We start from the raw sequence: 14,398 nt of genomic DNA on the forward strand, positions 1-14,398 counted from the left end.
CGAAATTAACATAATTATATAGTATTCTATCTAATCATAGTGATAGCTTTATCTTTACTATCTATTATACTAAAACATTCATTCCAAAAATTTTTTTATGAGGTGAAAACATGAACAAAACAGAATTAATTAAAAACGTAGCTCAATCAGCTGATATTTCTCAAAAGGACGCTTCTGCAGCTGTACAATCCGTATTTGACACAATTGCTAATGCATTACAATCTGGAGATAAAGTTCAACTAATCGGTTTTGGAACTTTTGAAGTGCGCGAAAGATCTGCTCGTACAGGACGTAATCCGCAAACTGGCGAAGAAATTCAAATCGCCGCTGGTAAAGTTCCTGCATTTAAAGCAGGTAAAGAATTAAAAGAAGCTGTTAAATAAACAAGAAACCAGCCATTTTATAGGCTGGTTTCTTGTTTTTATTTAAGCAATTGCTTTATATTCTCTGCATGATACACTTCACAAATATAAAATACACATTTGCATTTACTTACAATTTGATACTTTCTAGTTGGATACACATTCGCTGTAACAGAACATCCATCAAACAATTCGATAATATTTCCAGATGGCTGATATCCTTCATATAATACATTTCTTCTTACTTCCATCTTTTCTATAAGCTTTTCAACAGGAATATTTCCACTCTCTAATTCACTCTTTATTGCGTCCGGTAAAAACGAAGTGTCTGCAAAAATTAGATTTTCAGATAACACCTTGCCTTTATAACTAACATTAGATACACGGTAAAGAAATGTTCCATCTTTATCAAAGAAATTCTTTGCTTCTTTCGGAATGTACTGTCTACCAAGTGCCTCTTGTTCAAGAACATCAAACTGAACTGTATCATTTAAAAGCTTTTCTAAAGCATGAATGGATGATGTATCTCCAGAAAATAAAATATTTTTAATTGCTTGTACGTTATAAGTGAATTCATTCTTTCTATTTTCCGCTACTAACATGAGGAACACCTCTTCTATAATTTTTTTATTTAAGATTTAAAAGTGCTGCCGCATCTAATTGCGTAATTTCAGTTACTTCCTTACTGAATATTGCAATAGAGGCCCTATAATCTAAACTAGGCTTTACATCTTCCATCATTGTATTATTTAATAACTCTTGTCTATCCTTAAAAACCAACAAGTTTGGAGGATCATTTGGAGCTGATACTGTAATATGTACTGGCGGAATCATTAGTCCTTCACCTGTCGCTTTCAGCACCGCTTCTTTTCGAGTCCAATATGTTAAAAATCCTTCTATTTTCTGTTCATTTGGCAGTTTCATAACTTGCGCTATTTCAATGTCTGTTAATACACCTTCTGCCATTTTCATAACATCTACATTTGGATTCATTTGTTCTACATCTATGCCAACAGGTGCAGATTTTGTAAAAGCAACGACAACCCACTCACCTGAATGCGAAACGGATAATTGCGGCATACCTTCTGGTAATTGTGGTCTTCCATGCTGCACTTTACATACTGAGCACATTCGATCAATTGGTACTTGGACTGGTGACATAGAAAGTATCTTACCGAGAACTAATCTACTTATTACGCAACCTATTATAAAACGAGCTCGATCTGCCGAATGATGATACGAATTTGCTTTCTCTCGCTCTATATCATTTAGTAAATTGTAATGCCATGATTGTAAATCCGAAATTCTTGCCCACCATATTTGACAATCATTCTCATTCAAAGTTGGAATAGAATCTACAACTTTACTTTCTATCATGTAAACTCTCCTTTATTCAACGAATATCAATTTTCATAAGAAAGCATGCGTATATTGTTATTCATTGACAAGTACTTTCTCTTTTTCTGATACAGATAATGTTTTTTCTTTCTTCTTTGACATTACCTCTTTATCGGAAATACGTAAAGAAAATAGTAGTGCTATGAGCAAAAATATTGCTGATCCAATTAATGCTGCTTGATATGGTAAAAAATCGGATTGAGCGTTATTACTTCCAAAACCAGCTAGTATACTAGCTAAAACAGCTACTCCTATTGCTGATCCTAATCGATTTTGCACATTGAATATAGTAGTAGCTCTCCCCATAGAAGGCGGCGTGATATTGTTAAAGGCAGAAAATTGAACCGCACCGACAGATTGACCTAAGAAAATACCGATACCAAACAATAATGCGCGGATTTGCCACGGATTCGTATCGTGATTTACAAAACTTAATAAAACAAAGATAACCACGGTACAAATTAATCCAATAGAAATTACCTTTCGCGCTCCTAATTTTTTATATGACCATGGCACAATTTGTGAAGAAATCATTAATCCAATCGCCTCTGGAAATGTCGTAAGTCCTGATTCCAGCGCGGAAACTCCTATCACATTTTGATACATAAGTGGAAAAACAAATAACATTCCTAGTAAACCAGCTGATGAAAATAATGATATAAGACTCATCTTTCTAAACACTGGTTCTTTTAATAAACGTAAATCTAACATCGGTTGCTTTACTTTCAGTTCTACGATTATAAACAATGTAATGAATACACCCCCAGCTATTCCAGTACTCATAATTTCTGGAGAAATCCACCCTTTTGATGGTCCCTGGCTGAGCGCATATATGAGCATCGCAAATCCTGGTGCTGATAAAATAAAGCCGAGCGAATCAAAGCGACCAGCTGATTTTTCAACATGCTCTGCTAAAAATAGAAGTCCAAATAGCAATGCAACGATTCCAAACGGTAGATTAATATAAAATGCCCAACGCCAAGACATTTGATCTACAAAGAAACCACCGATGATAGGACCAATTGCTGGTGCTACAGCAATTGGAAGTATAATGAACCGAGAAATCTTCGGTCTTTCCTCTGGTGAAAATGTTCGAAATAACATTGCCATTCCAACTGGTGTTAAAAGCCCTCCACCAGCACCTTGAATAATACGGAAAATATTCAATGAAGTAATATCGTTAGCCATTCCGCATAAAGCAGAGGCAATTGTAAATACGAAAAGAGCAATTAAAAACACTCTTTTCGTACCAAATCGATCTCCTAACCAACCAGAAATCGGAAGGAAAACAGCTAAACTAACTAAATACCCAACATTAACCGTCCCCATTGCAGATGCAGGTACTTGTAGTTCTCTACTTATCGATTGCAGTGCTACATTTACAATCGTTGCGTCCATCGCAGCCATAAACATCGCAGTTATATAAACGATACTTACAACTACTTTTGGATTTAGTTTTTCTTTCATTATCGTTTTCCTGCTAATGTTTTTTCGCGAACTTGATTACTTTTTGGATTCAAATCTTTCCAGTTATATTCAACATATTCTAAGCAGCTCTGCCTACTAGCTTCTTCATATACGATATTCCAGCCAATAGGTACATCGAGAAAAGCAGGCCAGAGAGAATACTGGCCCTCCTCATTTATTAATACTTTATATGTGTAATTATCATTTTCAAATGGATTCGTCATACTCTACTTACCCCTTTCTTATTCTGCAAATATTTCGCTAATACTTGTCCAATTTCCGTAAGCGGCCCTGGCTGACATAGATCTTTATGTCTACAATCAATATCGTGCTGCACAATTTGCCCGTCTAAATAATTTAGCCACGTATTTGGAGAAATAGGATCAAACCAGTCTGGTATAACAGTAGATCTAAAGAACAGGATATCTCCGTTATAAACTTTCGGTACATATTTCCCTAACAACCCTACTGAATTTACATATGTTTCTTTCAAGTTCAATATAGTCTCTTCTTCAAGACTTGCTAATGCACTTCCATCTTTACGAAGGATTTCAACTGCACTTTCCATTGTAAGTGGTTTACCATCCATGTTATCTGGGTCATATCCGCCTAAAGCAAGTAATGCGATTAACGCTTCCTCTTCAGTAGGCGCTTCCGTATTCGGTAAGAAGTGTCCAGGATAAGAGTCAAGCATAACAAGTAATTCTACTTCTTCCCCTTCATTTTGTAATTGCGCCGCCATTGCATGCACAACATTTCCTCCAAGCGACCAACCTAATAAACGATATGGTCCATGAGGCTGTACTTCACGAACGTGTTTCAAGTAATCCGCCGCCATCTCCTCTAAACTTTTTGGAAGTTCTTCATTTTTAGCAATACCACGTGCTTGCACACCATAAATTGGATAATCTGTTCCTAAAGATTTCATAAGTCCTGCATAGCACCAACTTAATCCACCTGCTGGATGTACACAAAATAGTGGTAATTGCTCCCCGCTTGCTCGTAATGGAAGCAACACATCAAGTGCACTTTGACCATTCCCCATCTCAAGTCTTTCAGCTAACCCTGCAACCGTCGGTGCTGCAAATAAAGTACCAATGTTTAGTTCCACTCCAAGCGCCTCTTTCATGCGGCTCATAAGCTGCACTGCAAGGAGTGAATGACCACCAAGATCAAAGAATCCGTCATCAATTCCAATTTGAGGTACACTTAGCACTTCTGTAAACAAGTCACATAACATTTCTTCTTGCGGTGTTCTTGGACCACGACTAGAAGATGATGCGATAAATGCTGGAGCTGGCAATGCCTTTCTATCTAATTTACCGTTTGGAGTTAAAGGTAACTCATTTACTACTACAAAAGCGTATGGAACCATATAATCTGGTAAACTACCACTAGCAAACTGACGCATTTCATTCGTATCAATTGCTTCATTATTTGATGCAACGATATAAGAAACTAACCGTTTATCCCCTGGTTGATCTTCACGTACAATAACGGCTACTTGCTCAGCTTTAGGGTGCTTCATTATGACTGCTTCTATTTCTCCTAATTCAATTCGGAATCCACGAATTTTGATTTGATGATCTGCACGTCCTATATAATCTAGCGTCCCATCATTACGCCAGCGAGCTAAGTCTCCTGTACGATACATTCTTGTACCTGGCTTGCCAAATGGATCTGCGATAAAGCGTTCAGCCGTTAATCCTGCTCTTCCTAAATATCCACGCGCAAGTCCTGCACCTGCAACATACATTTCTCCAACTACTCCAGGTGGGACTGGTTGTAAATAGTTGTCTAACACATACACTTTAAGGTCAGGTATACTGCACCCAATTAAACTATTTGCCCGTAAAGAGACGATAGTTTCATCTAATTCAATATAACTAACATGTACTGTCGTCTCTGTAATACCATACATATTAATAAGCTTTGGTGCGTTATGAGGATGTCGACTATACCAATCTTCTAAGCGACTTAGCTCAAGTGCTTCTCCTCCAAAAACAACATATCGTAAAGATAATTTTTGGCCAATCTCTTCATTTTCACGATCTGCTTGCATCAATTGGTAGAACGCTGATGGAGTTTGGTTTAAAACCGTAACCTTTTCTTTAACAAGAAGCTGTAAAAATTCTTTCGGCGAGCGACTTACAGTATGTGGAACTAGAACTAAACGCCCTCCGTATAATAAAGGTCCCCAAATTTCCCAAACCGAGAAATCAAAAGCATATGAATGGAACATCGTCCAAACATCGTTTCCGTCAAACTGGAACCAATGATCAGTTGCTCCTAAAAGTCTCACTACATTTTGATGAGGTATCATAACGCCTTTCGGTCTGCCCGTTGACCCTGACGTATAAATAACGTAAGCAATATGTGATGGAGATAATGGCTTAATTCGTTCCACTTCATCAATATTGTCTTCACTATATTTCTCAACCTCTGCTATTACTTTCACATCATCAACTAAAACTTTTAGTGCCTCATTACATTCAATTTCCACTTCTGAATTCGTTAAAACACATGATGGTTTCGCATCGTGTAGCATAAATGAAATACGGTCTGCTGGGTAATCTGGATCTAACGGAAGGTATCCAGCACCAGCTTTAAGAACAGCTAATAAGCTTACAACCATGTTTAATGATCTTGGCATCGCTAAAGCAACGAGTTGATCAGGACCAATCCCTTTTGCTATTAGGAATCGAGCTATTTTATTTGCTTTTCTATTTAACTCTTCATAAGTTAATTTCTTATCTTCAAAGACAACAGCAATAGAATTTGGATTTATATGAGCCTGCTTTTCAAACAATTGTGGCAATGTCATTTCTGGTGCAATTTGAAAACCACCATTCCACTTTTCTAACACTGTATTTTTCTCTGCTAAAGTTAATATTTCTAATCTGCCAATGGATTGATCTGGATTTGTAGTTGCATCATCTAATAACAAAATGAATCGTTCTATTAGTTTTTGAACCGTTTCACGTTTATATAAATCGGTACTAAACTCTAGTAATCCATGTAAACCGTTCGGAGTACCGTCACCCCCGTTACTCTCACTAATTTCAAATGTTAAATCAAATTTTGCAGAACCAACGCTTTGAATTTCAAGGCTCGCTTCTAAATCTGGTACATGAAACGTTGCTTCTGGTGTATTTTGAAAAGCTAACATAACTTGAAACAACGGGTGGCTGTTTCGAGTACGTACTGGATTTAATACTTCAACAAGCCTTTCAAATGGAACATCTTGATTTTCATAAGCTGCAAGATTTACCTGCTTCACTCTATTTAATAATTCTTTAAAACTTGGATCTCCTGAAGTATTTGTACGTAACACTAATGTATTTACAAATAAACCAACAATATCTGAAAGTACATCATCATTTCTTCCAGCAATCGGACTTCCAATTGGTATATCAGTGCCTGCACCTAATCTTGTAAATAGTGCACTAAGCCCTGCTTGCAATACCATAAACAAACTAACTCCATTTTTACGTGCAAGCTCTACTAACCTACTATGCATACCTTCATCTATATGAAAATGAATTGTTTCCCCGCGGTAACTCGTCTCAATTGGACGCTGGAAATCTGTAGGTAACTCCATTTGGTCTGGTAAACCTTTAAGTTCTTCTTTCCAAAAATCTAATTGTGTTGAAATAAGGCTCTCTTGTGTCGTTTCATCACCTAGCAATTGCTGTTGCCAAAGTGCATAATCTGCGTATTGAACTGGAAGTGACTCCAGCTGAACTCTGTCACCTTGACATCGCGCTTTATACGCCGCTGTAAAATCTCTCGTTAACGGCTGTAACGACCAGCCATCACCTACAATATGATGTAATAGAATTAATAATACATGTTCGTTTTCACTCACTGTAAAAAGTTGCAAACGAACTGCCGGCTCAAAATCGAGGTTAAAGCTATATCTTACCGCCTCTGAAAGTACACTTTCTAATTCATCTTTACATGTATTAGTTATAACCATTTCTAGATTTAAGTTTTCCATATCTAAAATTTTCTGATAGGAACTACCTAATACGTTAGGGAAAATTGTTCTAAGTGTTTCATGTTTCTCAACTACATCATAAAAAGCACCTTGTAATGCTTCCCGATTCAATATTCCATTCATACGAATGACTAGCGGAATATTATAAGTAGGACTTGGACCTTCTAAACAATTTAAGAACCATAACCTGCGCTGTGCAAATGAAAGTGGAACTTCATTTGGCCTACTTGCTTTCTGAATAGCTGGTCTTGCGCTTTTTGCATGGTTTAATTGTTTCGCCAGTTCGGCAACAGTTGGTGATTCAAATAGTTTCCCGATTCCTAATTCCACACTTAACGTTTCACGAATTCTTGCCATTAAACGAGATGCGAGAAGTGAATGTCCACCCATTTCAAAGAAATTATCATCAATGCTAATTCGAGAAACACCAAGTACTTCTGCAAATAAATCACATAATATTTCTTCTTTCGGATTTCTAGCAACTCTCTCGTTGTTCATTCCATTAAAATCAGGAGCAGGTAATTTCTTTCTGTCAACCTTACCATTTGGCGTTAATGGTAATTCTTCTAGCACAACAAATGCTGATGGTATCATATAATTCGCTAAACTTTCTGAAACATAAGAACGAATTTCTGAAAGATTAATCGGTTCCTTTTCTTCTGCAACGATATACGCAATGATGCGCTTATCATTTGGGCGATCTTCTCGTACCATTACTACCGCTTGTTGAATATTTTTATGTCGTTGTAATACCGTTTCAATTTCAGCTAATTCAATTCGGAATCCACGAATTTTAATTTGATGATCTGCGCGACTAATGTACTCTAACGCACCATCACTACGCCATTTCACAAGATCTCCTGTACGGTACATGCGCTTCCCTGATTCTCCATAAGGATTTGCAACAAACCGTTCAGCTGTTAACTCAGGTTTTCCTAAATATCCGCTTGCAAGTCCTTCCCCTGCAATATATAATTCCCCAATAACTCCAGGTGGCACTGGTTGTAACCCTGCATCCAATACATACACTTCTGTATTGCAAATTGGTTTTCCAATAGGAGGTATGCCCTTTTCACCTTCATCAATGTTCATGAAAGTAGACCAAATCGTCGTTTCAGTTGGTCCATATAAATTAGTTATTGAGCAACCTAATTCTCGTAATTTATTTGCTAAATGCGCTGGAAGAGCTTCACCACCAACAAGTATGCTTAGCCCTTGTAGCTTCTCTGGATAATCAGTTACTAACGCCTGCCAAAGCGTCGGTGTAGCCTGCATAATGGTCACTCTTTCTTCATGTAAAAGTGTCGTTAATGCAGAAGGCTCTTGTATGTCTTCTTTTTGCGCAATTGTTAAACTTGCACCACTAATAAGAGGTAAATAAATTTCTAGTGCAGAAATATCAAATGCAAACGTTGTAACTGCTAATAAATGATCATTTTCATTTAATGAAAACTTTTGTTGCATAGCCATTAAAAAGTTACTTAAACCTCTCATAGGAACAATTACACCTTTTGGGTTTCCTGTTGAGCCTGAAGTATATATTGTATAGGCTGGGTTTAACAGTGATACATCATTCTTACATGCTATATTCATACGAGAATATGTATGTAACGCTAGTTTCGTTTCTTCGTCATCTAATACAATTTTTTTCATATCCTTTTCTATAACTAACTTAGATGAAACAGATGAATGTGTTATGATACAAACTGGTTTTGCATCATTTACTATATAAGTAACTCTATCTGCTGGGTATTCTGGATCTATTGGTAAATACGCTGCACCAGCCTTTAAGACTGCTAGCATACTAACTACCATTTCTATTGATCTAGGGAATACTAAAGCTACAAACTGATTTGGTCGTATTCCTTCTTCTACTAAATAATGTGCTAGTTCATTCGCTCGTTCATTTAGCTCTTTATACGTAAGGATTACACCGTCACAAGTAATCGCTAGTTTATTGGGATTTTTTTTCACTTGTTTTTCAAATGATATAGGCAGACTGATTAATTCATCGTCTTCCTTCGTTTCATTCCATTCCAATAAAACTTTATGATTTTCTTCAGGCAGAGTAATGTTTATTTTTCCAATCGACTCGTTTTTCTCATAATTATTTATTACTAATTCAAATAGATTCATAAATCTTTCTTTATGCAATGCTAGCTCCGCGTTATTATATACTTCAGGATTTGCATCAAAATGAATCATTATCTCATTTTGATCAAAACGTTTATATACATTTATCGATAAATCATCGACAGGTCCTGCTGATAAGTTATGCGTAATACCACGATTTCCAGCAAAATTAAGCCCGTAATCAAAAGGCATAACATTCACTAACGGTCCAAACAACCTTTGATTTTCACCTAGTAACTTTAAATCTCTTCTTAATTCCTCATGACGGTATTTATAATGGCGACGTACATCTCGGATTTCTTTAGAAACTTGCTGCAATAATTCCGCAAGAGTTATATTTGGAGTTACTGTAATACGAAGTGGAACTAAATTCATTACCATACTTGGTGTATGAATAGATACAGAACCTAGACGTCCCATCATCGGTAAACCTAAAACAATATCATTTTCACCTGTTAATTTATGCATATAAATACTTGTTACAGCCACAATGAATTCCGGCCAACTTGTTAACGAAATATTGATATCTTCTAGTAAAGTTTTCGTGCTAGAACTAGATAAATAAGCTGTTTCTCGTGAAAATCCATTTGATGTTCTCGGTGCTCGTTCTGCCAAACTTACAACTTCTGGTCCATCTGCATACTTTTCTAACCAAAAAGTACGATCTTCCTGAAATTGTTTAGACTCACGATACTCAATATCTTCTTGCACAACTTTTGCAAGAGAACCAAATGGCTTTTCATTCTTGTTTGTTTCTTCTATAAGTGATGTATACTCATTCGCTACTTTTTGGCTAAGAAGTGAAAATCCATAGCCATCCATCACAATGTGATGGATGCGCTGATACCAAAAGAAACGATTATTTTCGACTTGAATAAGTGCTTCAGTAAATAAAGTATCTTTTTTCAAATTGACTGGCATAGATAAATCATTTTTCATCCATACTTTAGCAGCTTCTTCAGGATTTTCTTCTTTACGAACGTCAATAAAATGCATATGAAACTGTGATTCTTCAATAACTTGCCATGGGCCAATTTCATCCTCTTCGAAGCGAACATGAAGTGCTTCTGCTTCCATTACAACTTTACGTACAGCTAATTGAAAAATGTCTTGATGAATATTTCCGTTTATTTCTACATATTCCCCAGTATTATAAATTGGATTAAGCGGATCTAATTGTTGCGCAAACCACATACCAGACTGCGCAGATGATAACGAATGACGAATCTTTTGACTGTTAGGCATTCTTTACTACCCCTTTATTATGTAGTCTATTTGTTACAGCACCTGTGCTGTTTGTGAAGATAGTAAACTGTACCAACCTGTAACAGTTGGACGTTCTGCTAAATCTGCAAAAGTGATTTCTTTCCCTTCACGACGCCACTTCTCTACTAAACTCATAATTCTGACCGAATCAAGCCCTCTATTTAATAAGTCCTCATCAATATCAATACTCTCTACTGGCTCACGAAGTAGTTGTGCAACTAGTTCATGCACTTCCTGTATAGTGATTCCTTCACCCTCATCACCTTTTACACTTTGTAAATCTTTTAACAGTAGGTTTGTTGATGTCGTTACTGCACATCTATTAGATGCATACTCCAATGCTTGTTTATGATGCTCTAGTGAAAAATCAGCAACTGCATCTGCTACAAAGAACGGCTCTATACCATCCATAAATGCTTCACAAGCTGTTAAAAGACAGCCAATATGCGCATAAATACCGCAAATAATGAGTTGATCTCTTCCTTGTTCATTTAAAATTTCTAATAGATTTGTCTTTTTAAATGCACTATATCTCCATTTTGTTAGGAATATATCATCTTCATCAGGAGTAAGTTCATCAACAATTTTCTTTTTATCTGGTCCAGCAGGTATACCGTCACCCCAAAAGTCTTGTAATAAACCTCGTTGTTCTAACGTTTGCCCACCAGGTTGTGCTGTATAAACAACTGGTATACCAAGTTCCTTACATTTTTCTCTTATCATTTTAATATTTGAAACAAGTTCTACTTTTGGTGATTCTTTATCGCTATATGCATCAAGAAAATATTCTTGCATGTCATGAATTAAAAGTACTGCACGTTTCGGATCTGGTGTCCAATTCACTTTATTTTTCGGTAGTTCTGATTCAATTGGCATTTTATATACTGAAATAGATGGAATAGCCATCTAATCACTTCCTTCCGGTTTTTATTATTATTTTACTGTAATAAGTTTTTCAGCAATGACTTTACGTAGTTCTTTTTTGCTGACTTTTCCGACTCCTGTTTGCGGAAATGATTCAATAAATTCAATTCGATCTGGAATTTTATAAGCCGCTATACCACGTTCTCTTAAAAACATTTTTAATTCACTTACTGCCGGAACTTGTCCGCGAGCTATAACAAAAGCACAGGTGCGTTCACCTAAATAATCGTCAGGCATAGATACAATTGCTACGTCATGGACCGCATCGTGTGCTAATAGATGATTTTCAACTTCTTCTGCAGCAACTTTCTCACCACCACGGTTAATTTGATCTTTATCTCTTCCTTCTACAATGATGTATCCTTGTTCATTTACTTTTACAAGATCACCTGTGCGATAAAATCCATCCTTTGTAAATGATCGTGCATTATGCTCTTCGGCTTTATAGTAACCACGAATTGTATATGGACCTCGTGTTAATAAACTACCTACTTCGCCCGGTTGTACATCGTTGTCATTTTCATCAACAACTCGTACTTCATCGAGTGCAGACATTGGTCTACCTTGTGTATGAATAATAATTTCTTCCGGATCGTCTAATCTTGTATAGTTCACTAACCCTTCCGCCATACCGAATACTTGCTGTAACGTACATCCAAATGTAGGGCGTATACGTCTTGCTACCTCAGCACTAAACTTAGCACCACCTACTTGAATAACCTCTAGGCTCGATAAATCGGTATTACGAGAAGATGCAGCATCAAGCCAAATCATTGCTAATGGCGGAACGAGCGCTGTAATTGTAACTTTTTCTTTTTCGATAAGAGCAAATGCCTCATCTGGACTACCACCAGTTGCCAATACCACTTTTCCACCCGCATAGAAAGTTCCAAATGTCCCTGGAGAACTCATTGGGTAATTGTGTGCTACTGGAAGAACTGCCATATAGACGCTTTCTGCATTCAAATTACAAATTTTAGCGCTAACACGTAAACTATAAATATAGTCATCATGTGTTCTAGGAATTAATTTAGAAAGACCTGTTGTGCCTCCTGATAATTGGAGAAACGCAACATCACTTGGCTGAACTTCTGGTAATGAGACGGGATCCATATACAGATCATTTATGTTCACAAACTCTTCTTCTTCTCCCACTACAATTACATGTTGTAAATTTGGCACTTTCTCTTTCACTTCTCTTGCTAGTTTTCGATAATCAAAACCGAGAGCCTTATCTGAAATAACGTAAGCGCTCGCCTCGCCAAAATCACAAAAATAACTAATTTCACTGCTTCGATGTGACGGCAGTGCAAAGACAGGAAGCGCTCCAATTCGAAATAGTGCAAAACATATTTCGAAAAACTCGATAATGTTAGGTAACTGGATTACAACTCTGTCCTCTTTCTTTATTCCTAAATTCAGTAAACCTGTTGCTAAACGATCTACCTTTTTATTAAGTTCACTATATGTTATATGCTTCTTACCACTTACAACCGCGATTTGATCTCCATATTTCTCAGCCCGCTCTCTTAACACTCCTCCAAATGTTTCACCAAGCCAACATCCTTCTTCTCGGTAACGATCGGCAAATTCTTTTGGCCATTCTGTATAACCTACTAGCATTCTTTCTTCCCCCTATTTTTCATTAAGTGAACTATCTCTTAGCCCTAAAGCTTTTAGCATTGTTTGGAACTTAGCTGATGTTTCTGCTAACTCATCTTCTGGTTTTGACTCAGCAACAACTCCAGCTCCTGCATATAAACGCAGTGTATTTTCTTGTACTTCAGCACAACGAATTGTAACAATCCATTCTCCATCTCCATTTAAATCGCTCCATCCTAGCATTCCTGTAAAGAACTCGCGGTCAAATGGCTCAATATGCTGTATAGCCTCTCTTGCTTTTTCCATCGGAGTTCCGCAAACTGCTGGCGTAGGATGAAGGGCAATTGCTAATTGTAAAGAAGAAGTATTTGGATCCTTCAGTTCACCTTTCACTTCTGTAGACAAATGCCACATCGCTTCACTATGAATAACTGATGGCTTTTCTGGAACATGTAATGTATGACAATACGGACGAAGTGCAGCGGCAACCGCTTCAACTACTACCGCATGTTCATGTAAATCTTTTGGAGAAGAAAGTAATTCCTCTGCTCTTCTTTTATCTTCTACTGGGTCCTCACTACGTGGCCTTGAACCAGCTAACGGATTAGAAATAACTTGCATACCATTACGTGAAACAAGTAATTCAGGACTTGCTCCAATTAGCGTCTTACTGTTCTCTTTTTCATCTTTCGGTAAATTCACAGCAAATGTATAACCATGCTTATTATGTTCTGCTAATTCTCGCAGAAGTTTTTGCTTATCAATCTTTTCCGAAGATTTAACATCTAACGATCTAGATAGAACGATTTTCTTTAAATCACCGTCCTGTATTTTTTTAATTCCTTGCTTCACACCATTCATATAAACTTCAGGGGCTGGCATTGGCGTCATTTCAAATGTTACGTTCTCATTTGTTTCAAGCTGATTTGTTGTATCCAATTGTAAACGCTCAGAAATCCTACTATATTCTGGTACGATAAGTTGGACTTCTTTTCTACGATCAAATGGCAAAGCACCCACAACGATAGGATTTGGATTTCCAGCTTGTTTCGCATTACTTAATGTCGCTTGCACAAGCTCTGGGAAATTTTCAATTTCACGATGCTTTACTGTAGTAAACTCTCCTTCTGCTAATATAGTTCGAGTTGGTGAAGCGAAAAAGAATGAAGATTCAGTCTTATAATCTTCTAAAAGTTTTTCTGACAATTCCTTTACAGCTATATGTTCATTCATAATATAATAACCT

General features: G+C 36.9%; 9 protein-coding genes. 1 reads left to right on the plus strand and 8 read right to left on the minus strand.

The features are described from left to right. The first annotated feature begins 110 nt into the window (after window positions 1-110). The gene (locus tag ACTFO4_RS18785; RefSeq protein ID WP_001043905.1) at window positions 111-383 is read left to right on the plus strand and encodes an HU family DNA-binding protein; all 273 of its coding nucleotides are present in this window, start codon (window positions 111-113) and stop codon (window positions 381-383) included. Between the two features lie 38 nt (window positions 384-421). Here the strand turns inward: ACTFO4_RS18785 and ACTFO4_RS18790 are convergent, their stop codons facing one another. From ACTFO4_RS18790 to dhbC, 8 genes are read right to left on the minus strand one after another with little or no spacing between them, the layout of a single operon-like run. Beyond that, window positions 422-964, minus strand: coding sequence for a hypothetical protein (locus ACTFO4_RS18790; protein WP_000959125.1), 543 nt, complete (start codon window positions 962-964; stop codon window positions 422-424). Window positions 965-989: 25 nt separating this feature from the next. After that, window positions 990-1,739, minus strand: a complete 750-nt coding sequence (sfp, locus tag ACTFO4_RS18795) for a 4'-phosphopantetheinyl transferase Sfp (RefSeq protein ID WP_017674097.1) — start codon at window positions 1,737-1,739, stop codon at window positions 990-992. A gap of 57 nt (window positions 1,740-1,796) precedes the next feature. Continuing rightward, complete coding sequence (locus tag ACTFO4_RS18800; RefSeq protein WP_061457162.1) at window positions 1,797-3,227, minus strand: MDR family MFS transporter; 1,431 nt, start codon at window positions 3,225-3,227, stop codon at window positions 1,797-1,799. Then, a complete protein-coding gene (locus ACTFO4_RS18805) occupies window positions 3,227-3,451 on the minus strand; it encodes an MbtH family protein (RefSeq protein ID WP_000184055.1) in 225 nt (74 codons plus the stop codon). Before ACTFO4_RS18805 ends, ACTFO4_RS18800 begins: the two co-directional genes overlap by 1 nt. Beyond that, the gene (locus tag ACTFO4_RS18810) at window positions 3,448-10,605 is read right to left on the minus strand and encodes an amino acid adenylation domain-containing protein (protein ID WP_410987864.1); all 7,158 of its coding nucleotides are present in this window, start codon (window positions 10,603-10,605) and stop codon (window positions 3,448-3,450) included. The genes ACTFO4_RS18805 and ACTFO4_RS18810 overlap by 4 nt, the downstream gene beginning before the upstream one ends. 33 nt (window positions 10,606-10,638) lie before the next feature. After that, the gene (locus ACTFO4_RS18815; RefSeq protein WP_001007284.1) at window positions 10,639-11,532 is read right to left on the minus strand and encodes an isochorismatase family protein; all 894 of its coding nucleotides are present in this window, start codon (window positions 11,530-11,532) and stop codon (window positions 10,639-10,641) included. Window positions 11,533-11,559: 27 nt separating this feature from the next. Continuing rightward, the gene (locus ACTFO4_RS18820; protein WP_017674098.1) at window positions 11,560-13,173 is read right to left on the minus strand and encodes a (2,3-dihydroxybenzoyl)adenylate synthase; all 1,614 of its coding nucleotides are present in this window, start codon (window positions 13,171-13,173) and stop codon (window positions 11,560-11,562) included. 12 nt (window positions 13,174-13,185) lie between these two features. Further along, entirely contained in the window at window positions 13,186-14,385 is a 1,200-nt protein-coding gene (gene dhbC / locus ACTFO4_RS18825; RefSeq protein WP_078420655.1) for an isochorismate synthase DhbC, read from the minus strand. Window positions 14,386-14,398 lie beyond the last annotated feature (13 nt).

The sequence above is a fragment of the Bacillus cereus group sp. MYBKT14-1 genome (genome assembly GCF_051915185.1).
Taxonomy (GTDB): domain Bacteria; phylum Bacillota; class Bacilli; order Bacillales; family Bacillaceae_G; genus Bacillus_A; species Bacillus_A cereus.